We start from the raw sequence: 19919 nt of genomic DNA, 5'->3' as shown, positions 1-19919 counted from the left end.
CGGCCTGGTCTTTTGACCTTCTTGTGCGGACCGCTCTCGTATGCTCCTTATTTGCCTCCCGTCGGCCGTTTGCGCAGTTACTGCCCGATTTCCTTCAAAAGATCGTCGGTCGATATCTGGCGGCAATAGCCCTTGATTGCGCTCAGCGAGGTGCAGTGACGTTCCTCGGAATAGGTGCCGCAGGCATCCGGTACGAGCGTCACCAGATAGTTGAGGTCGCAGGCGTCGCGCACTGCCGATTCCACGCATTGGTCGGTCAGGAGGCCGCACAGTACGATCTGCCTCACCCCGAGATTACGCAGCACATAGTCGATATGGGTGGAGACGAAGACACTGGAGGAACTCTTCGGGAAGACGATTTCGTCCTCCAGCGGTTCGAGCTCATCGATTACCTTACCATCCCAGGAGCCCTTCGGCACGTTGAAGCCGGTGATCTTGTAGTCGAGGCTGCGGTCGCGGCCGTCCTTCGTCAGGCTCTCGATCGTCGTGTGCAACACCTCGATGCCGGCCTTGCGGAAACCGACGAGCAGGCGCTGCATGTTCGGTATCGCCACCTCGCGGATACGGTTGAAGTAGTAGCCGTACTTGCCGGCAATATCCGCATCGGAGACATCCTTGAACTCGCCCCCCTCGCGGCTGACCGAAAAGTTCTGCACGTCGATGAACAGGATGGCGGAAGCGGCCGGGTCTAGCGGCACGTCGCGGGTGGTCAGATGGTCAGCGGCCATCATTGGTTCCTTCGATGCTTTCTGCCGCAAGTCGGAGGGGGCCGGCCAGCCGGTCCGCCCATTCCTGTTGCCCGCGGGCGTCGTTGATGAGGTCGTTGCGCACTTCGAGAAGCACATGCGGAATGCCGCGCCGCTCGCCGTGCACGGGGATCGTGTAATCGGAGAGATCGTCGACGTGGTACGGCTCGTTGAGCCTGACGGTAACGTCCGGATTGGCGGCGCGGAAGGTTTCGGCCAGTCGTTGGGCGAAACGGGCGTCGCGATTGTAGAGAAGGCCGAGTTCGAAATTCCGGACTGCGCCGGTCGCGCGCATCACGGGCGTGAAGCTGTGTACCGAGACGAGGAAGAGCGGCTTGCCGGTCGCCTGTCGCTGATCGAGCCCGCCGGCGATCGCCTCGTGCAGCGGCTGATGGATTTCCACGTAGCGGCCGAGGCGTTCGCGGTCGGACAGGTCCGCATTGACCGGAACGACGGTCCCGTCGCTCTGCGCCACGAAGCAGTCCGTCGCTTCGAAGGGACGGTTGCAGTCGATGACGAGCCGGCTGTATCGCTGCAGGACGAGCGCTGCATCGAGGCGTTCGGAAATGCCGCGCGCAACACCCTCGGCGCCGACGTCGTAGGCGATGTGGCGCTCCATTTCCTCGGGTGCAATGCCGAGATCGCCAAGCGCTGCAGGCAGGGCACGGCCCGCATGTTCGCAGGTGAGGAAGATCGTCGATCGGCCGGTGGGATTGATCCATTCTACGGGATCGGGGTCACCCGCCTGCAGCAATCCGGTCGTGTCGCGATCTGCGAGCCTGAGCATGAGATGAGATCCGTCGTGCGGTCCGGCGCGGGCCGGCGGCGCGGGCTTCGATGGCGATCAGTCAAAGAAATTTTTCAATCATAGTCAATCTGATTTTTCTATTTGACTAATTTTTTTCATGACGCGAATATTCGTTCCAACAAGGGGAAGAGACGCCGATGAGCGATGGGAAATCGTCGACGACGATCCGCACGAGAATCCGCGAGGCCGCCGGGCAGCTGACGGCCAGCGAGCGCAAGATCGCCAATGCCATTCTCGCCGATTACCCATTCACCGGCCTGGAAAGCATTCAGGAACTGGCGGCCAAGACCGGCGTCAGCGCGCCCTCCATCACCCGTTTCGTCAGTAAGATCGGCTGCGGCGGCTTTCAGGACCTGCAACGCCAGTTGATCGCCGAGCTGAAGGAGGGCCGGCGCTCGCCCCTCGACCTCAAATCCAGCCAGAGGCCGGTCGGCCATTCGGAGTTCCTGTCGGAATATGTAGCGCGTGTTTCGGCCGTCATGGGGGAAATGACGGGGATGGTCTCGCAGGCACAGTTCGACATTCTGGCCGAGCTTCTCGCCGACCCGTCGCGCAACATCTTCCTGCTCGGGGGGCGCGTCAGCGACAGCATCGCTTCCTTCCTGTCGATCCATCTCCGGCAGATCCGCAGCGGCATCTACCACATGGCCGACAACCCGGAATTCTGGCCGGAGCATGTCCTGCGCATGCGCAGGAAGGATGTCGTGCTGCTGATCGATTTCCGGCGTTACCAGCTCAGCCTCGCACGCCTCGCCGAGAACATCGCCCAGAAGCGTGGCGCGACCATCGTCGTCGTCACCGACAAGTGGATGTCGCCGGCTGCCCGCAGCGCCGATCACATCGTCGCGCTGCCGATCGACGCCGGCACGGCCTGGGACACGGTTTCGGCTGCCATGGCGCTCGTCGAGGCACTCATCGTGCGCGTCTCGGAGGCCGATTGGGAGGCAACGCAGAAGCGTATCAAGGATTGGGACGGCATCCGCTTTGCGATGCCGGGCTACGACCAGGACAGCATCAACGGGGACGCAGATGAAACGTGAGGAAATGATGGTCGCCTGCTGCGGCGATCTCTCGGGCAAGGTGCGCGGCAAGGCCTTTCCGCTGGCGCAGATGGACAAGCGCTTGCGGCGGGGCGTCGGCTGGACGCCGACCAATGTGCAGATCACCTGCTTCGACGCGATCGCCGAAAGCCCCTTCGGCTCGCTCGGAGACCTTATGCTCATTCCCGATCCGTCGACCTGCGTCAGCTTCGAAAGCGAGGAGGGGGCGCCGAAGGAGAACTTCGTTCTCGGTAACATTCGCTATACCGACGGCCGCCCGTGGGAATTCTGCACGCGCTCTATTCTCGAGGCCGCCCTGCAGCGGTTGCAGAGCGTGGCGGGTGTCACGCTTTACGGTGCCTTCGAGCATGAATTCCAGCTCAAGCACCGCCTTGGCGATCTCGGCAAGGCCTTCACGCTCGGAGGGTTTCAGGAGGAACGGCATTTCTGCGAGGCGATCATAGCGGCAATGCGTGCGGCGGGCGTGACGCCCGATACGATTCTGAAGGAGTTCGGCGCCGGTCAGTTCGAGGTGACGATGGGCCCCCAGAGGGGCGTCACCATCGCCGATCATTCGCTGATTACCCGCGAACTTGTCGGTCTCGTCGCCCGCGAGCTTTCTTATGAGCCGACCTTCACGCCGATCCGCGATCCGGCCGGGGTCGGCAACGGCGTGCATGTCCACATGAGCATGCTGGATTCGGCGGGTGACCCGGTCACCTACGATCCGAACGGCAAACATGAGCTTTCCGATGTTGCGGGAAAGTTCGTCGCCGGGATTCTGAAATATCTCGACTCGATCATTGCGATCACGGCGCCGAGCGTGGTCTCCTACCTGCGTCTCACGCCGCATCGCTGGAGCGCAGCCTTCAACAATCTCGGTTTTCGCGACCGCGAGGCATCGGTGCGCATCTGCCCGGTTTCCGACATCAGCGACATCGCCCGCGCCGCCCAGTTCAACTTCGAATTCCGTGCGGCCGATGCGACCGCCAACCCGCATCTTGCCCTCGCGGCAATCGTTCATGCCGGGGTACAGGGCATCGAGGAGGGTCTCCCGGTGCCGGAGGCGACACAGGAAGATCTTTCGCTCCTGAGCCCGGAGGCCCTTGCCGCCCGTGGCTACGTCCGCCTGCCGCAGACACTCGAGGCGGCCCTCCAGCGCTTCAAGGATGATGCGACGGTGTGCAGCTGGTTCCCCGAAGGCTTTGCCGACGTCTACGTCAAGCATAAGGAGGGCGAGATAGGTTATCTTGCGGGCAAGACCCAGGCGGAGGTCTGCGCAGCCTACGAAAGCGTCTACTGAAAAGGATAGGGACAAGCGGCATCTCCCGGAGCCAGGTGCCGCCGCTGTGCAAGTAAACGGCCGCGCCAACAGGCGCGACCGTTCTGCCTGGATTTCAGGTTCAGAAATCGAACGATGTCGAGAGCATGAGCGTGCGCGGCGCGCCGGCGGAAAGGAAGCCGCGCGCCGACGTCGCCCAATAGTTTTCGTTGAAAACGTTCGCGACGCTAGCGCGAAGTTCGATCGGCTTACCGTTTTGCCGCTCATAGATGTAGCGAGCCCCCAGGTCGACGCGCGTCCAGTCGGGAACCTTTTGGGTGTTGGCCCTGTCGTAATAGGTGCTGCCGCCATAGACGACGCGACCCGTCAGGGTCAGATCTTCCACCCAGGGCGTGTCATACTCGCCATAGATGCTGACCGCAGTCTGAGGCACGCCCGGAACGTCGCTGCCGTCGAACGCCCCGCCTGCCGTGTTTTTCAGCTCCGCATTCAAGAACGTCACGCCTCCCAGAACACGTATGCCGTTCACAGGCTCACCGAACACGGAAAGCTCGATGCCACGGTTGACCTGTAAACCGTCGACGCCGAAGGTCTTGTCGGCGGGATCCGTGTAGCCGCTCGCCTGGCGGATTTCGAACAGGGCTGCCGTCAGCATGAACGAGCCCAGATCGTATTTCAGGCCGATCTCCTTCTGGTCGTGGACATAGGGCGGGAAGATCTCGTTCGCGTTCGTCGCGGTGGCCGGCGCAATCTCGCCTTCCGACAGAGCTTCCACGTAATTGGCATAGACTGCCAATTCGTCGGTAATGTTGACCACCCCGGCAACCGCGGGACTGAACCGGCCCTCCTCGTAGAGATAGTTTCTCTTGCCGACCGGGAAGTCAGGATTGCCTGGCCGCGTGTTGAAGCCGCGTGATCGGACGTCCTGGTAGCGGCCGCCAGCCGTCAGCATGAATCTGTCGTCAAAGAAGGACAAGGTATCGGAGATCGCGACGCTGGTGGAAAGAAGGTCGGCAAAAGGAACAAGGTCGCTGGAGCGCGGGAAACCACTCGTGTCGACCGAACCATCCGGCAGATAGACCGGATCGTAGATGTTGGTAGGATATTCCGGCGGCAGGCCGAGCGCACCCCGCAGGAAACTGCCGCGATCGTTTTCGTTGAGGCTTCGCGACACCGCGATCGAAAGCTGGTGGCCGACGGGGCCCGTGTCGAAATCCGAGCGCAGGCCGATTTCGCCGGAAAATCCCTGGATCTGCTGCGGCTGGATGGCAAGGCTGGACATAGCATCGCCGTTCGAATTCAGGATGGTGTAGGAGGACGTCAAAAAATCCTCCCGGTAGCGGCTTGCTCCACCGGCGGCATAAAGGGTCGTGTTGTCGAAAACGTCGAACTCGATCCGCCCCGCAATCATGCGATATGTGCTGTCGTGATATTCGAAGGGGTTGGCGGTGTTGATTTTTCCGTTAGGTGCAGCCGGGATTTCGATGCCCGGAACAGCGCCATTGAACAACGATGTGGGCGCGTCGATGTCCTGCTTGGACTGGTTGAGGTCAAGCGATGCGCGAACCCGGTCGCCACGATAATCCAGCCCCAGCGAAGCGACGCCCACTTCGTTTTCGCTGTGCTCGAGCCTTGTATCGTCGCCCCGGTAGGCACCGTTGAAGCGGACACCCCACTCGCCCTCGGGGCCGAAGCGACGACCGACATCCAGATGCGTCCCGAGTTGCGAGTCGGACATGTATGTTGTCGTCACACGCGTCAGCGGCTCATCGGTGGCGCGCTTTGGAACAAGATTGAGGGTGCCGCCGACCCGACCCATGCCGCCATTGACGAGCGCCGTCGGTCCTTTCAGGATTTCGACCCGCTCGATGCCTTCGAGAAAACTGCGCCTCGGATTGGTGAGATAGGGAAGGCCGTCATAAAGCGTGTCGAGATTGGTAACCGAAAAGCCGCGAATGAAGAACGAATCACGCTCGCTGAATGCCGGCGCATCCTGACGCACGGACGGATCGTTCAGCGTAACATCCGCAACCGACTGCGCCTGCTGATCGCGGATCAGCTTTGACGTCAACGCCGTGATGCTGAACGGCGTCTGAAGAACGGGACGGTTCCCCAGCATGCCGATCCGCGCCCCGGTCGCAACCTGGTCGCCGGCGTAAGGCGCAGGAGGCTGCCCGATCGTGCTCGTTGGAGCGGTCCCTTTATTCGACTGCCCCGTGACCACGATCGTTTCCAGCGCCGTCGCATTGCCATCGGAAGCATTGCCGTTCCTGGTCCGACTTCCGGTTTGCCCGTTTGGTTGCTGTTCCTGCCCGACTGCGGATGCAACCGACATAGCAAGAAGCGACACCCCCGCAAAAGCTACACGGCTCCATCGATGCGACGCAACGCTCGAAATACCCCTCGACACTCTCTTACCTCTCGATCTGCGATTGACATAAGTCCTGCGCCTGCTCGATCTTGGTACAGTTCAAACGGGCATCCACGCTGGTAAGACGATCGAAGTCGGATGATTTTTCAGGGGCTGAAGCGATTCCCGGAAAACAACCAAAAGCTGTCAGCTCGAGCTGGGAAGGTTGATCGGCCCGCCATCGGACACTCGTCTGGCGGCACGCCGGAGCGAACCCCCGTGTGCCGCCTTGTCGGGCGGATTGCCGCATTCTGCAGTTCGGCTTTTGGCGCGACGTCCGCAGCACCTATATAACGGGCAGCAGATGCGACCGAACCGGGCGGATGGTATGAGCGACGAATTGAAGGGCCACGCTGTGCAAAGCGCGGCTATGCGCGAACGCGCAGAAGCGGAGATGAAAGCACTGGGGATCGATGAAGCGTTCATCGGAAAGCTGGTCGACACGTTCTATGCGCGGGTGCTCGCGCATCCGGAGCTTGGGCCGGTGTTCGACGCAAGGCTTTCGGGACGCTGGCCGGAGCACATGGAGAAGATGAAAAGCTTCTGGTCCGCCGTTGCCTTCCGCAGCGGCGCTTACGGCGGAAAGCCGGTGCAGGCGCATCTCGGCGTCGCCAATATGTCTCCGGAGCTCTTCCCGAAATGGCTGGGGCTCTTTGCCGCGACGCTCGACGACATTGCACCGAATGAGGAAGCGAAGGCCTGGTTCATGGCCACAGCAGAGCGCATCGCGCGTAGCCTGACGCTCTCGCTCTTCTACAATCCGGCACTCGACGACCCGGCACTCAATCGCTCCTGAAATTGGCGCCTTTGGCGATGAGGTGCCGCGAGCGGACTTCCATCGACCGACTTCGATGCGCGCAGTCGATGTTCCACACCCGTGCTGACCGGCAAAGAATCCTTGCGCCAGCACTCTCACGCCAATGATATCTACGCGGAGCCGTTCAAACGAAAATTATTGTCTACAAAATGTGTTTAAATGAACACTGAAAACGCTCGATCTGGTGGCCACCTATTGCTTTGTCGGTGACGAAAAGCATGCTTCTGTCGAAGACACCGCCGGCCTTCCAGCAGGGCATTTCCGGCTGGTTGTGACGAAACATGCTGCCACCGAGGTGTTGACCCCATGAACATCAAGCACCTGGAAGTCCTGCGGACACTCCTTGCAACCGGTTCGACCATCGCGGCCGCGAAGGCCATGGGTCTCAGCCAGTCGGGAGTGAGCCGCATGCTGCAGCAGCTTGAAAGCGATTTGGCGATCACGCTTTTCGCCCGCGACAAGGGCCGGTTGATTCCGACGCCGGAGGCGACGGTTCTTGGGCGTGATGCGCAAAACGTGCTACTGGCCATCGAGCGCATGTCCGGCCATGCGGAGGACCTTCGCAACGGCTCCGCCGGGCCGGAGATCGTCCGCATCGGGCTGCCGAGCAGCATGTGGGAAAATTTCGCACCCGCCATGTTGATCGACTATGTCAGGGATTTTCCCGGCGTTCGCATCGAGACATTCTTCGAGACGACGACGGCGATCACCAAACTGGTCGAGGAACGCGTAATCGACCTCGGTTTTTTGCGCATCGAAGGCGAAACGGGGCCGGGCATTGCGATCGACAAGGTTGCGAGCGGTGAAAGCGTCTGCGTCGTTCCGAAGGATCACTCGCTCGCCGAGTTGCCCGAGATCACCGTCAAGCATCTGCGAAACGTGCCGCTGATCCTGATCGGCCGGCAGCGGCCGAACCGCATGGCGCTTGACCAGGCCTTTCAGCGGGCAGGGGTAAAGCAGATGGTAAAGATCGAAACCCACACCAACAGTTCGGCCTGTTCCTATGTCGCGCATGGACTGGGCGTCTCGATCATCAGCAGCTTCTATGCGAATCTCTACCGTCACCTGCCCGTCGTATACCGGCCGTTCGTGCCTCGTGCGACACAGGAATTTGGGTTGGTGCGTGCAGCCGGAGTTCCGCTCTCCATCGCCGCCCAGGCGCTCAGCGACGCCCTGACGAAGCAGATCCGGCTTTCGCAAGAAGAACAATAAAACCAACATATTGGCTCTTTTGAGAGCTCCGCTCCATTGCTCGGCAATCTTCCGAAGTCCGCATAAGGCTATGACGAATATGCATAATATTGCGCGTCATTCCTCATTCCCGCATAGTCTGGGCCGAAGAAACCGATGATGGCTCGATTTCAACCCGACCATCAATCGTGGGGAACCGATGCTACGCTTTATCCTGAGCCGTCTGATGATGGCTATTCCGACGATCGTGCTTGTCGCCGTGGCGGTCTTTGCACTGATCCGCTTCATTCCCGGTGATCCCGCCGCGCTGATGCTGGGGGACATGGCTCAGCCCGATCAGATCGCAGCGATGCGCGTAGAGCTCGGTCTTGACAGGTCCATGCCCCAGCAATTCCTGATCTGGGCCGGCGATGTGCTGCGAGGCGATTTCGGCCGCTCGATCGTCAATGACGAGGCGGTGCTGCCGCTGGTCGTTTCGCGCTTTCTGGTGAGTGCGGAGATTGTGGTCGTCGCCGTGCTTCTGGCAAGCCTGATTGCCGTACCGGCAGGCGTGATTGCCGCCTGGCGTCAGAACAGTCTGACGGACCTGGCTCTGGTCGGAACGGCAACGGTTCTCCTGTCCATCCCGACTTTCTGGCTCGGCTTGCTGCTGCTGTTGCTGTTCGGGCTTGAACTCGGCTGGCTGCCTGTTCTGGGCTATGTCTCGATCGGCGACAATCTGACCGCTGGTTTGCTCTATCTCGTCCTGCCCGTCGTGACGCTCGTCATCCATGAAGCGGGAGTGCTGATCCGCATGGCGCGTGCCTCCACGTTGGAAGTGCTGCGTCTCGATTACATTACCCACGCCCGTGCGAAAGGGCTGTCGGAAAGCGCCGTGCTCTGGCGCCATGCGTTCAAGAACGCCTTTGGTCCGATCTGGACGATGATCGGCCTCATCCTGGGCAATCTGCTGGGCGGAATTGCCGTCATCGAGACGGTCTTCACCATTCCGGGGCTCGGCCGGCTGATGGTGGACAGCATTTTCGCGCGCGACTACCCCGTTATCCAAGGATGCCTTCTGTTCGTTTCGCTCTCCTATGTGCTGGTCAACCTCGTCGTCGACCTTCTCTACCCTCTCTTCGATCCGCGTGTTGTCGCCGAATGAAAAAGTTGACCCTCAACGGACTGATCGGCGGCATCCTGATCGCCATCCTGCTCGTCACCGCTGCCGTCGGTCTCTTCTGGACACCGTTCGACCCGATGAAACTCTCCTTCACGGCGCGGCTTGCAGCTCCCGGCCCCGCGCATCTGCTCGGCACCGACGAATTCGGCCGCGATGTCTTGAGCCGCCTGGTGGTCGGCGCCCGCGCCAGCGTCTGGATCGGCGTGCTCACCGTCGGCTTCGCCACTGTCTGCGGGACGCTCATCGGCCTCATCAGCGGTTATGCGCGCGGCTGGGTGGACGGCGTCATCATGGCTGTCAACAACGCGCTTCTCGCTTTTCCCGGCATCCTGCTGGCGCTCGGGCTGCTCGCCGTCTTCGGCGCCAACCAGTACGGCATCATCTTCGCGCTCGGCATCGCCTATACGCCTTCCATGGCGCGCGTCGTGCGAGGCGCCGTGCTTTCGCTGAGGGAACGGGAGTTCATCGAGGCCTCGCGGGTAATGGGCAATGGCGAACTTTATACGATGTTGCGCCATATCCTGCCGAACTGCGTGGCGCCGATCACGGTTCTCGCCACCTCCATGTTCGGCTGGGCCATCCTGTCGGAAAGCGCGCTCTCGTTTCTCGGCCTCGGCGTGCCGCCGCCGGCGCCGACCTGGGGCAACATGCTGGCGGCCGGGCGGCCATTCCTCCAGCAGGCCGCATGGCTCGGATTGTTCCCGGGTCTGTGCATCGCGCTGACGCTGCTTGGCATCAATCTTCTGGGCGACGCGCTCCGCGACAGGCTCGACCCGCGCATGAGAGGCCTGAAATGACGATGGACAAGCTTCTCACCGTTTGCGGCCTTTCGCTTGAAGTCGCAAGATCCGGCCAGCAGGTCGTCAAGTCGGTCTCCTTCGACCTGGCGCCGGGCGAGATCTTCGGCATCGTCGGCGAAAGCGGCTCCGGCAAGACGCTGGCGACCCGAGCGCTGATCTCGCTGCTGCCGCCGACCATCAAGGTCGCTGGCGGGTCGGTGTCCTACAAGGGCCGCGACGTGCTGAAGATGAAGGAAAATGAGCTTCGCCATCTGCGCGGCGCAGAGATCGGCGTCGTCTTCCAGGAGCCGATGACCTCACTCAACCCGTCGATGACGATCGGCCGGCAGCTGGAGGAAGGACTCATCCTGCACACCAAGGCCTCGGCGCAGGAGCGACGTTCCCTCATACTCGACATGTTGAAGCGGGTCGGCATCCGTGATCCGGAGGGGGCGCTTTCCTCCTATCCGCACGAGTTTTCGGGCGGCATGCGCCAGCGCATCATGCTTGCCTCCGTCATGCTTTTGAAGCCGGCGCTGCTGATCGCCGATGAGCCGACCACGGCACTCGATGCCGTCATCCAGCGCGACGTGATGGAACTGATGGTGGAACTGACGCGGGCCGAAGGTACGGCCGTTTTGCTGATCAGCCACGATCTTCCGATGGTGGCGCGCTACACGAGCCGTATCGTCGTGATGGAAAAGGGCGCGATCGTGGAAAAGGGCCGGACCGAGGACCTGCTCAAGGCACCGCAGCATCCCTACACGAAGAAGCTCCTCTCCTCGCTGCCCTTCCGCGGCCGGCCGCGCCAGATCGATCTGACGAGCGTGCCCATGATCTCGGCCCGCGATATCATCGTGGACTATGCAGGCCGAAAGTCGCTGTTCAGGAAGAACAAGCCGAAGCGCGCGCTGCATGGCGTCAGCATCGACATTCACGAGGGCGAGGTCGTGGCACTCGTCGGCGGTTCCGGCTCCGGCAAGACGACGCTCGGCCGCACCATTGCCGGTCTCGTCACGGAAAGCGAGGGCCGCATCCGGTTCCAGGGACGGCCGCGCACTGAAAACTGGACCGATTATCGCCTCAACTGCCAGATGGTGTTCCAGGATCCTTATTCATCGCTCGATCCGCGCATGACCATCGAGGCGCTGGTCGAAGAGGCGCTGAGGCCGGTGCCGGGCCTGGATGGCAAGGCCAAGCGCAAGCGTACCCTGGAAACGCTGGAGGAAGTCGGGCTCGGGGTCGACTATGCCGGCCGTTATCCGCACGAACTCTCCGGAGGCCAACGCCAGCGCGTCGCCATTGCGCGTGCGATCGCGCGGCGCCCGCGATTCCTGATCGCGGACGAACCGGTTTCCGCGCTCGACGTGACGGTCAGGGCGCAGGTCCTCGATCTCTTCTCGGATCTGCAGAAACGCTACGGCTTTTCGTGCCTGTTCATCAGTCACGACCTCGGCGTCGTCGAACAGGTGGCCGACCGCGTCGTCGTCATGCAGGACGGCCGGATCATCGAGGAGGGTGACCGCGACACGATTTTCGACAGTCCGAAGGAAGCCTATACGCGCCGGCTTCTCTCGGCCATTCCCGCCCTCGACCAGAACGAAAAGGGCGGCGTGACACTCAAATGGCGTCTGGAGAATTGATGTGAATAGGCTAACCGATTCTGGCGCGGTGAAGGAAAGGCTTGCGCATATCTGCGACGCGCAGCCTTTCGTGACGCGCTTCGTTGTGCGCAACCTCAAGACCGGAGAGACGATCGAACGCGGCGCCGACGAGGAAACGCCTTCTGCCAGCACCCGCAAGACCTCGATCATGATGGCGGCGCTGAAGGCCGTGCACGAGGGGCGGCTGGATCTCGACGAGCCCATCACTTACGAAGCCCGCTTTGCCGAGGAAGTCGCGAGCGGCATGTTCCGGTATCTGACGCCGGGGATCGTGATTTCGTTGCGCGATGCCATAACCGGCATGATGGTGCTGAGCGACAATGTCTGCACCAAGATGGTTTTCGAGCGTCTGACGCTGGAGGAAGTCGACAGCTACTGCAAATCGATCGGCATGCACGGTACGCATCATCGCTTCCTCATTCCGCCGCTGGCCCTACCGCCGGATCATTCGCTGACCTCGGTCACGACCACGACAGCCCGCGATCAGGCCTTCCTGTTGCAGACGATCCTGGGCGCGCAGACCTCTCCCGAGGCGATCGCGAAGCTCGGCACATCGCCGGAGTTGTGCGCTTATGCCTTGCAGACGCTGAAGAACCAGATCCTGCGCTATGCCATCCCGTCGCGCCTGCCGTTCGGCACGGTGGTTGCGCACAAGGGCGGCACCGGCAAGCGCGGCCGCATGAATGCCGGCATCGTCTACCGCGACGGCGCCCCCTTCTACATCATCTCCGCCTATACCGACGAAGTGCCGCAGGTCATGCCGGACGGCACACCGGGCTACACGATGGCGCTCGAGACAATCGGCAGGCTCTCGCGTGCCTGCTGGGACGGATTCCACTCATAACGATCAATAAAGAGGGTAGAACAATGAAAAAGCTTCTTCTTGCGGGCGCCGCGCTGCTCGCCACGGCCAATACAGCAGCAGCACGCGACATCACCATCGCGCAGAGTTCCGACCTGCGCAGCAACAATCCGGGCGTCAACCGCGACGGCAATACCGACAGCATCATCCTGCACATCGTCGAAGGCCTCGTCGGCTACAACAATGTCGGCGAAGTGAAGCCGCTCCTCGCCAAGAGCTTCGAGATGTCGGCCGATGGGCTGACCTATACTTTCAAGTTGCGCACCGACGTGAAATTCCACAACGGCAAACCGATGACGGCCGACGACGTGGTGTGGAACTGGACGCGCTACCTCAAGCCCGAGACGAAGTGGACCTGCCTGAAAGATTTCGCAGAAGGCGGGGCCGCGCCTGTAGCCGGCGTCAAGGCCACCGATGCGGCGACCGTCGAGATCACGCTCGCAAAGCCGTCGGCCGTTTTCCTTGGCCTGATGTCGCGTCCCGAATGCGGCTTTACCGGCATGATTTCGCCTGATTCCGTCGCTGCCGACGGCAGCTTCGCCCAGCCGATCGGGACCGGCCCCTTCATGTGGGGGGAGTGGAAGAAAGGCGAGTACATCCATCTCGAGAAATTCGCGGATTATGTATCGCCGGAAAACGAAGGAAAGCCGGACGGCATGGTCGGTTCGAAGCGGCCCCTTGCAGACGGTGTCAAGTTCATGGTCATTCCGGATGCCTCGACGGTGAAGGCAGGTCTGGAATCCGGTGTGCTCGACACGGCGGAAATCTCGCCGGATCTCATTCCCGAATTCCAGGCGACCGACCCGATGCAATTGATCGTCGCGCGCAATAACGGCAAGAATCTCTTCTACATTCAGACCCGCGACAAGGTCCTGAGTAATCCGGGCGTGCGCCGCGCCATGGCGATGGCGCTCGATCTGGATCAGCTCGTTGCTGCCGCCTCCAACGGCACGGGCGAGGCGAACGGCTCGATGGTGTCGCAGGACTCGATCTATTTCAGCGAAACGCAGAAGAAGCGTCTTCCCTACGACATCGAGGCCGCCAAGAAGGAGCTGGCGGATGCCGGCTACAACGGCGAGCCGATCTCGATCATCGCCAACAAGCGCGGCAATGTGCCGAGCTTCCCGGCCGCCGTCATGGCGCAGGCGATGATGCAGCAGGCCGGCCTCAACGTTCAGATCGAGGTGCTGGACTACGCAACCCAGGTCGACCGACGCCGTTCCGGCAATTACCAGGTCATTTCGCAGTCGGTCGCGCCGCGCCTCGACCCCGCGCTGATGTATTCCTTCTACGTCGGCGACAAGGACGAGAACGCTTCTCTGATGTGGGACGATCCGAAAGCCATCGAACTGATGAACGCAGCCTATGCCGAGGCCGATCAGGTCAAGCGCCAAAAAATCTTCGACGAGTTCCATGAGCTCATGCTGAAGGAAATGCCGGGCATCTTCCTTTACGACATGGTCGATGTCTGGGGCGCGACCAAGAAGCTGAAGGGCCAGCCGGTCTGGCAGTCGAACGCCCGCCTTTGGGAAGTGTCGGTCACCGACTGAGCCCCTGTTACCTGTGCCGGGCGGCAGAACCCCGACCCGGCCAATCCATCATCCATCGGACCGATCCGGCGAAGCGACCTTTGCGCGTCTGAAAAGACGCGCAGCGCTGCAGGCGCCGGGCGATCTCCTGCGCCCGCCCATCGAAATACGAGGACATGTCATGAACCGAGAGGACGTGATGTCGATTGCCGCGGCGATCGAATCGATGAAACCGGAGTTTACCCGCTTGAGCGACAGCATCTGGGATTTCGCCGAGCTGAAATTCGAGGAGCAGCGCTCGTCCGGGCTGCTTGCCAAGGCTCTCGAAGACAATGATTTTTCCGTTCGGCGCGGCGTGGCAGGCATGGACACGGCCTTTATCGGCGAGTCCGGCAGCGGCAAGCCGGTGATTGCCTTTCTCGGAGAATTCGATGCACTCGCCAGCATGAGCCAGGCCGCCGGGATTGCCGAGGCGAAGCCGCTTGTCGAAGGCGCCAGTGGCCATGGCTGCGGCCATAACCTGCTCGGCGTCGGCTCGCTGATGGCGGCAATCGCACTCGCCCGGCATCTGAAGGCCAACAATCTGCCCGGGACGGTGCGCTACTACGGCTGCCCTGGCGAGGAGGGCGGCTCCGGGAAGACCTTCATGGTGCGTGCCGGCCTGTTCGACGACGTCGACACCGCGCTCACCTGGCATCCGGCACCGTTCAACGGAGTGCGCTCCACCAACAATCTTGCCGTTCTCGAATATTTCTACCGCTTCAAGGGCGTGGCCGCGCACGCCGCGAATGCTGCCCATCTCGGCCGTTCGGCACTCGACGCTGTCGAACTCATGAATGTCGGCGTCAACTTTCTGCGCGAGCACCTGCCGCAGGATTGCCGGGTGCACTATGCAATCACCGATGCCGGGGGCAGGGCGGCGAATGTCGTGCAGGCGAACGCCGAAGTGCTCTACCTGATCCGCGCGCCGGAAATGCCGCAGGCGCTGGACCTCGCCACGCGCGTCGAGAAGGTGGCGCGTGGTGCAGCCATGATGACCGAGACGGAGGTGGAGATCGTCTTCGACACGGCCTCGACCAACCTCCTGCCCAACATCACGCTCGAGACCGCCATGCATGAGAACATGGTGGCGCTCGGCCCGATCGCCTTCGACGAGGCCGACATCGCATTCGCCAGATCCATTCAGGAGACGTTCTCGCAAGAGGCAATCAAAAGCAGCATCCGCCTCTACCAGATGAAGCGCGACGTCTTCTCCAACGCCAATGTCGATGGGTCGTCACCACTGCATCTCGGCCTGCGCGAATTCGAAGGCCATTCACACTTCCGTGCCGGCTCGACCGATGTCGGCGATGTCAGCTGGGTGACGCCGACGGCGCAGTGCTGGGCGCCGGTATGGGCGATCGGCACCAACCCGCATACCTGGCAGGTCGTGGCGCAGGGCAAAAGCCCGATCGCCCACAAGGCCATGGCGCATGCCGCCAAGACGCTCGCCACGACGGGTCTGTCGCTCATGACTTCCCCGGACCTGCTTGCCGCCGCCAGGGCGGAATGGCTGGAGAAGACGGACGGGAAATCCTATGTCTGCCCCATTCCGGCGGATGTCACTCCGGGATCGCATCCGCATGGTCGACCCGTCCGATGATGGCGTTTCGGCTTCGATCCTTCCGTCAGGCGTCGACCGTCCCCGCCACCTCCATCTTCGGATTGCGAAATCCCATCGCGATCCACGCTCCCAGCAGCTTTGCGTAGAACGGCACGGTATGGCTTTTCAGATTGGGGATGCGAACAGGGTTGTGCGGAGCATAGTAGTGCGGAGTATAAAAGAGGAACGGAGCGCAACGAATGGATTCGCCGATGGAGATCGACAAGGATAGGATAGACGAAACGGTCCTGGCTTTGCTTTACCTCACCCTCGACGGTGACGGCCGCGCCTGGAAGGGATTCGACTGGAAAGTCCTGGATCGCCTCCACGAGAAGGGTTTCATCGGCGATCCGGTCAACAAGGCGAAGTCCGTTCGGCTTACCGACGAAGGAATCGCCCGGTCCGAAAAACTCTTCCGTGAGATGTTTTGCATCGGCAAATAAGCTTCCCCGGGCGTTCTTCTCTTCTTCGAATCGCAAAAATACTCTAGCTCTTCTGCTTTGACGCAATTGCTGGCGGGAATCGCTAGGCGGGTCTCCCGGAATTGCTGCAGAGGCGGCACGGGGTATGAAGCGGAAACTCATTGACGTCGCGAGGCGCGCCGGCGTCGGGCATGCGACGGTCGATCGGGTTCTGAACGAGCGCGGCGGGGTACGGCCCGAGACGGCGAAGCGGGTTCTGGACGCGGCACGGGATCTGGGGTTCGATCGCAAGCTTCCCACGCTCTACCGGCAAGGTCTGCGCTTCGAGGTGCTGCTGGGGCGACGGCAGATGCCGCTCTGCGCCAGATTGAGCGACGCCATCGTCCGCTTCGGCCGGCCGTTTGAGGATATCGTCGCGATCGAGCGGACCTTCGTCGACGAGACCCGGCCCGAACTGGTCGCAGAGGCCATTCTCAAAAGCCGCGGCAACGCGCTGGTCGTCTACGGCCAGGATCATGAACTGATCATCGATGCCATAGCCGAGGTCACATCGGCCGGAAAACCCGTCGTCACCATCGTGTCGGACGTCCCCTCGGCGCCGCGCCTCAGCTATGTCGGCATCGACCACTACAAGGCCGGGCGCTGTGCGGCCTTCTTCCTGGCGAAAATGGCGGGGGAGGGCAGCATCGTCCTGCTGTGCAGCAGCCTCTACTATCGGGCACAGGCGGAGCGGATCAGCGGTTGCCGGGACGGCATGGCGGATCATGCGGATCGGCAGTCGGTCTCGGCGCTCGTCGAACTCGATGAGAACGATCCGTTTGCGGACGAGGAGTTGTCCAAGGCGCTCGAGGCCGGCAAGGTGACGGGCATATACAATGCCGGCGTGAGCCATGCCGTCCTCGGACGCGCTCTCGCGGCCAACTACCTCGGCCCGCCCCCTGTTCTCGTCGGCCACGACATCTCGCCGGATGCGGAGCGCATGCTGCAGGAGGGGGCCATGACGTTGGTGATAGATCAGAATCCCGACCTGCAGGTCCGCAAAGCCCTGCTTATCCTTGCGTCGCGCTTCGGACTGCCGGGAGTAGTCGCCGAGAGCCCGGTCGTGCCCTTCACCGTGCTCGTCAGGGATAGTCTCTGACGCGAGTGCTCCGTTCTCAGTCGACATGTTGCGACCGGTAGCCACACGCTGCGGAGCGCGGACGACGCCGCCCGGATCTTTCCTTACCTGCGGCCCGGGGCGGAGATCGTCATTGTCGGAGGCGGGCTAATCGGCCTGGAAGCGGCTGCGAGCGCCACCGTCCGAGGATGCAAGGTTACCGTGGTCGAAGCAGGGCCCAGGCCGATGATGCGCGCGGTGCCGGCAGAGCTGTCCCACGAAGTCCGCCTGTTCCATGAAAGCAAGGACGTGCGCTTCGTTCTTGGACGCCAGGTGAGCGAGTTGGAAGGCGATGGTCGCGTCCGTTGCGTTCGTCTCGACGACGGCACGGTCCTGCCATGCACAGCCGTGGTGATCTCGGTGGGCGTCTCCCCCCGGACGGCGCTTGCGGAGGCCGCGGGACTGGAAATCGACAACGGCATCGCTGTGGACCGTTTCCTGCGGACCTCTGACCCCTTCATCTATGCCGCGGGAGACGCCTGCGCCTTCGAGCAGGTCTCCGGCCCGCGCATGCGCCTGGAGTGCTGGAAGAATGCGGAGGATCAGGGAACGCTTGCCGGCCGGAACATGCTTGGCAGCGACGAAGCGTACGTGCCGTTGCCATGGATGTGGTCCGATCAGTTCGACCGGACGATGCAGATTGCCGGCCAGGCCGGAGGCAGCGCGGAAGACGTGCGGCGGCGTTGCCCGGACGGTACGCTGCTGATCTATCACCTCGACAAGGACCAGATGATCCTCGGCATCAGCGGCTTCGGCTCCATTCGCGAGGTTTCAAGGGGGGTCCGGATGGGTCAACTCCTCATGGAAAGGGGAATCCGGCCTGGAAGAAAGGCGCTGGCGGATCCAGAATTCGACCTGCGGCCACTCGCCAAGGCGGCCGTGGCCTGAAGAGCGCCGCTCCGAAGGAAAGGGGCAGAACGTTGTGGACGTGCATAGTGAAAAGTGGAGTTGGGAATGTTGGACGATAGGAACTGGGTCAAGGCATGCGACGCGAAGAAGGTCGGCCGAGAGGATGTTGCACGGTGGGACCACAGCGGCCGCAGTTTTGCGATATTCCGGACCGCTGACGATCAATATTACGCAACCGATGACATCTGCACTCACGAATATGCTCATATTTCGGATGGTTTCGTAGAGGGGACGACCGTCGAATGCCCAAGGCACGCCGGCTGCTTCGATTTCCGCACCGGCGAGGCGCTTAATCCGCCGGTTTGCGTCAACCTGCGCACCTTTCCCGTGAAAGTCGTGGATGGCGCGGTATACATAGACATCGACGAGCGATGATGCTGGCAGGCTCGTTTGGCCTGCGGCGGTAACGGCGACCCACAGCACGAGGAGATCAGATAGTGGCAAAGGCGCTTGTACTTGAAAAGAAGGGGCAGTTGTCGCTGCGCGACATCCCGGTCCGGCGGGATCTGTCGCCGACCGACGTGTTAATCGGAATCCGCACCGTCGGCGTTTGCGGCTCCGATGTCCACTATTATACCCATGGAAAGATCGGGCCCTTTGTCGTCAACGAGCCGATGATATTGGGCCACGAGGCCGCGGGCGTCGTTCTGGAGGTCGGCTCGCAAGTCCGGCATCTGAAGAAGGGTGACCGTGTCTGCATGGAACCCGGCATTCCGGACCTCTCCTCCCGGTCGTCCAAGCTGGGCATCTACAATGTCGATCCGTCCGTACGGTTCTGGGCCACGCCGCCGGTCCATGGATGCCTGACCCCCGAGGTCGTTCATCCGGCGGCCTTCACCTATCGTCTCCCCGACCACGTGTCCTTCGCGGAAGGGGCGATGGTCGAGCCGTTCGCCATCGGCGTGCAGGCCGCCCTTCGCGCGGGCATCAGGCCAGGCGATGTCGGCGCCGTCATGGGGGCGGGCCCGATCGGCATGATGACGGCACTGGCCGCGCTCGCGGGGGGATGCTCCAAGGTCTACGTGGCCGACCTCGCCCAGCCGAAGCTGGATGTCATCGGGGCCTATGAGGGTATCGAGACAGTCAATGTCCACCAGCAGGCGGCTTCCGAGGCTCTCGCGGAGGCGACGGGCGGCTGGGGGGCGGATGTCGTCTTCGAGTGCTCCGGAGCCGCACCCGCAATCCTTGCTCTTCCGAGTCTTGCGCGCCCGGGCGGAACCGTCGTGCTCGTCGGCATGCCCGTCGAACCCGTCCCCTTCGATATCGTCGGTATGCAGGCCAAGGAACTGCGGATCGAGACCGTGTTCCGCTATGCCAATGTCTACGACCGCGCTATCGAACTGATCGCCTCCGGCAAGGTCGATTTGAAACCGCTGATCTCGGCGACCATTCCGTTCGACGAGAGTATCGCGGCCTTCGACCGCGCCGTCGAGGCGCGCCCCACGGACGTGAAGATACAGATCGAGATGCCGGCTTAAGGGCCGGCGGCTCGGCTCTCCG

17 protein-coding genes and 1 pseudogene are annotated in these 19919 nt (G+C 62.0%); 15 read left to right on the top strand and 3 right to left on the bottom strand.

Annotated features, from left to right (window positions below; translation table 11 throughout):
- Positions 1–77: 77 nt before the first annotated feature.
- Positions 78–728 carry a cysteine hydrolase family protein gene (locus PZL22_RS14370; protein WP_004434155.1) on the bottom strand — a complete coding sequence of 217 codons (651 nt, stop codon included), beginning with the start codon at positions 726–728 and terminating at the stop codon, positions 78–80.
- Positions 718–1533 carry an N-formylglutamate amidohydrolase gene (locus PZL22_RS14365; RefSeq protein WP_004434152.1) on the bottom strand — a complete coding sequence of 272 codons (816 nt, stop codon included), beginning with the start codon at positions 1531–1533 and terminating at the stop codon, positions 718–720. The genes PZL22_RS14370 and PZL22_RS14365 overlap by 11 nt, the downstream gene beginning before the upstream one ends.
- A 158-nt stretch (positions 1534–1691) precedes the next feature.
- On the opposite strand from PZL22_RS14365, the gene PZL22_RS14360 reads away from it, so the two are divergent.
- Both PZL22_RS14360 and PZL22_RS14355 read left to right on the top strand, forming a co-directional pair.
- Positions 1692–2594 carry a MurR/RpiR family transcriptional regulator gene (locus tag PZL22_RS14360; RefSeq protein ID WP_004434149.1) on the top strand — a complete coding sequence of 301 codons (903 nt, stop codon included), beginning with the start codon at positions 1692–1694 and terminating at the stop codon, positions 2592–2594.
- Positions 2584–3897, top strand: coding sequence for a glutamine synthetase family protein (locus tag PZL22_RS14355; protein WP_004434142.1), 1314 nt, complete (start codon positions 2584–2586; stop codon positions 3895–3897). The genes PZL22_RS14360 and PZL22_RS14355 overlap by 11 nt, the downstream gene beginning before the upstream one ends.
- 100 nt (positions 3898–3997) lie before the next feature.
- Here PZL22_RS14355 and PZL22_RS14350 read toward each other — a convergent pair whose 3' ends face one another.
- Complete coding sequence (locus PZL22_RS14350; RefSeq protein WP_284718697.1) at positions 3998–6211, bottom strand: TonB-dependent receptor; 2214 nt, start codon at positions 6209–6211, stop codon at positions 3998–4000.
- Positions 6212–6614: 403 nt separating this feature from the next.
- On the opposite strand from PZL22_RS14350, the gene PZL22_RS14345 reads away from it, so the two are divergent.
- The 13 genes and pseudogenes from PZL22_RS14345 to PZL22_RS14285 all read left to right on the top strand — a co-directional run bounded on the left by PZL22_RS14345 (position 6615) and on the right by PZL22_RS14285 (position 19897).
- A complete protein-coding gene (locus PZL22_RS14345; RefSeq protein WP_004434138.1) occupies positions 6615–7082 on the top strand; it encodes a group III truncated hemoglobin in 468 nt (155 codons plus the stop codon).
- Between the two features lie 327 nt (positions 7083–7409).
- Positions 7410–8315 carry a LysR family transcriptional regulator gene (locus PZL22_RS14340; RefSeq protein ID WP_004434136.1) on the top strand — a complete coding sequence of 302 codons (906 nt, stop codon included), beginning with the start codon at positions 7410–7412 and terminating at the stop codon, positions 8313–8315.
- Positions 8316–8493: 178 nt separating this feature from the next.
- Positions 8494–9438, top strand: a complete 945-nt coding sequence (locus tag PZL22_RS14335) for an ABC transporter permease (protein WP_004434133.1) — start codon at positions 8494–8496, stop codon at positions 9436–9438.
- Entirely contained in the window at positions 9435–10253 is an 819-nt protein-coding gene (locus PZL22_RS14330; RefSeq protein ID WP_127516436.1) for an ABC transporter permease, read from the top strand. Before PZL22_RS14335 ends, PZL22_RS14330 begins: the two co-directional genes overlap by 4 nt.
- Positions 10250–11878 carry an ABC transporter ATP-binding protein gene (locus PZL22_RS14325; protein ID WP_004434129.1) on the top strand — a complete coding sequence of 543 codons (1629 nt, stop codon included), beginning with the start codon at positions 10250–10252 and terminating at the stop codon, positions 11876–11878. Before PZL22_RS14330 ends, PZL22_RS14325 begins: the two co-directional genes overlap by 4 nt.
- A gap of 1 nt (position 11879) precedes the next feature.
- Positions 11880–12743: a serine hydrolase gene (locus PZL22_RS14320; RefSeq protein WP_004434126.1), complete on the top strand. Its 864-nt coding sequence runs from the start codon at positions 11880–11882 to the stop codon at positions 12741–12743.
- 23 nt (positions 12744–12766) lie between these two features.
- Positions 12767–14311, top strand: coding sequence for an ABC transporter substrate-binding protein (locus PZL22_RS14315; RefSeq protein ID WP_127516434.1), 1545 nt, complete (start codon positions 12767–12769; stop codon positions 14309–14311).
- Positions 14312–14471: 160 nt separating this feature from the next.
- Positions 14472–15932: a M20 family metallopeptidase gene (locus PZL22_RS14310; protein WP_284718696.1), complete on the top strand. Its 1461-nt coding sequence runs from the start codon at positions 14472–14474 to the stop codon at positions 15930–15932.
- A gap of 212 nt (positions 15933–16144) precedes the next feature.
- Positions 16145–16375 carry a DUF6429 family protein gene (locus tag PZL22_RS14305; protein ID WP_027993412.1) on the top strand — a complete coding sequence of 77 codons (231 nt, stop codon included), beginning with the start codon at positions 16145–16147 and terminating at the stop codon, positions 16373–16375.
- Between the two features lie 124 nt (positions 16376–16499).
- Complete coding sequence (locus tag PZL22_RS14300) at positions 16500–17492, top strand: LacI family DNA-binding transcriptional regulator (protein ID WP_004434113.1); 993 nt, start codon at positions 16500–16502, stop codon at positions 17490–17492.
- A gap of 36 nt (positions 17493–17528) precedes the next feature.
- Positions 17529–18398: pseudogene (locus PZL22_RS14295) on the top strand (NAD(P)/FAD-dependent oxidoreductase); the annotation flags it as partial.
- 66 nt (positions 18399–18464) lie between these two features.
- Complete coding sequence (locus PZL22_RS14290; protein ID WP_004434108.1) at positions 18465–18794, top strand: MocE family 2Fe-2S type ferredoxin; 330 nt, start codon at positions 18465–18467, stop codon at positions 18792–18794.
- 62 nt (positions 18795–18856) lie between these two features.
- Positions 18857–19897, top strand: a complete 1041-nt coding sequence (locus PZL22_RS14285; protein ID WP_004434105.1) for an NAD(P)-dependent alcohol dehydrogenase — start codon at positions 18857–18859, stop codon at positions 19895–19897.
- Positions 19898–19919 lie beyond the last annotated feature (22 nt).

Source organism: Ensifer meliloti (assembly GCF_030064585.1).
Taxonomy (GTDB): domain Bacteria; phylum Pseudomonadota; class Alphaproteobacteria; order Rhizobiales; family Rhizobiaceae; genus Sinorhizobium; species Sinorhizobium meliloti.
The sequence above is the reverse complement of the archived record's forward strand: the minus strand, read 5'-3'. Positions and strand labels throughout refer to the sequence as shown.

Coding starts and splice junctions, on each gene's coding strand:
- PZL22_RS14290 (WP_004434108.1), top strand. CDS start 18,465: ATGTTGGACGATAGGAACTGGGTCAAGGCATGCGACGCGAAGAAGGTC.
- PZL22_RS14370 (WP_004434155.1), bottom strand. CDS start 728: ATGGCCGCTGACCATCTGACCACCCGCGACGTGCCGCTAGACCCGGCC.
- PZL22_RS14335 (WP_004434133.1), top strand. CDS start 8,494: ATGCTACGCTTTATCCTGAGCCGTCTGATGATGGCTATTCCGACGATC.
- PZL22_RS14365 (WP_004434152.1), bottom strand. CDS start 1,533: ATGCTCAGGCTCGCAGATCGCGACACGACCGGATTGCTGCAGGCGGGT.
- PZL22_RS14340 (WP_004434136.1), top strand. CDS start 7,410: ATGAACATCAAGCACCTGGAAGTCCTGCGGACACTCCTTGCAACCGGT.
- PZL22_RS14345 (WP_004434138.1), top strand. CDS start 6,615: ATGAGCGACGAATTGAAGGGCCACGCTGTGCAAAGCGCGGCTATGCGC.
- PZL22_RS14325 (WP_004434129.1), top strand. CDS start 10,250: ATGACGATGGACAAGCTTCTCACCGTTTGCGGCCTTTCGCTTGAAGTC.
- PZL22_RS14350 (WP_284718697.1), bottom strand. CDS start 6,211: ATGTCGGTTGCATCCGCAGTCGGGCAGGAACAGCAACCAAACGGGCAA.
- PZL22_RS14360 (WP_004434149.1), top strand. CDS start 1,692: ATGAGCGATGGGAAATCGTCGACGACGATCCGCACGAGAATCCGCGAG.
- PZL22_RS14310 (WP_284718696.1), top strand. CDS start 14,472: ATGAACCGAGAGGACGTGATGTCGATTGCCGCGGCGATCGAATCGATG.
- PZL22_RS14315 (WP_127516434.1), top strand. CDS start 12,767: ATGAAAAAGCTTCTTCTTGCGGGCGCCGCGCTGCTCGCCACGGCCAAT.
- PZL22_RS14330 (WP_127516436.1), top strand. CDS start 9,435: ATGAAAAAGTTGACCCTCAACGGACTGATCGGCGGCATCCTGATCGCC.
- PZL22_RS14305 (WP_027993412.1), top strand. CDS start 16,145: ATGGAGATCGACAAGGATAGGATAGACGAAACGGTCCTGGCTTTGCTT.
- PZL22_RS14300 (WP_004434113.1), top strand. CDS start 16,500: ATGAAGCGGAAACTCATTGACGTCGCGAGGCGCGCCGGCGTCGGGCAT.
- PZL22_RS14355 (WP_004434142.1), top strand. CDS start 2,584: ATGAAACGTGAGGAAATGATGGTCGCCTGCTGCGGCGATCTCTCGGGC.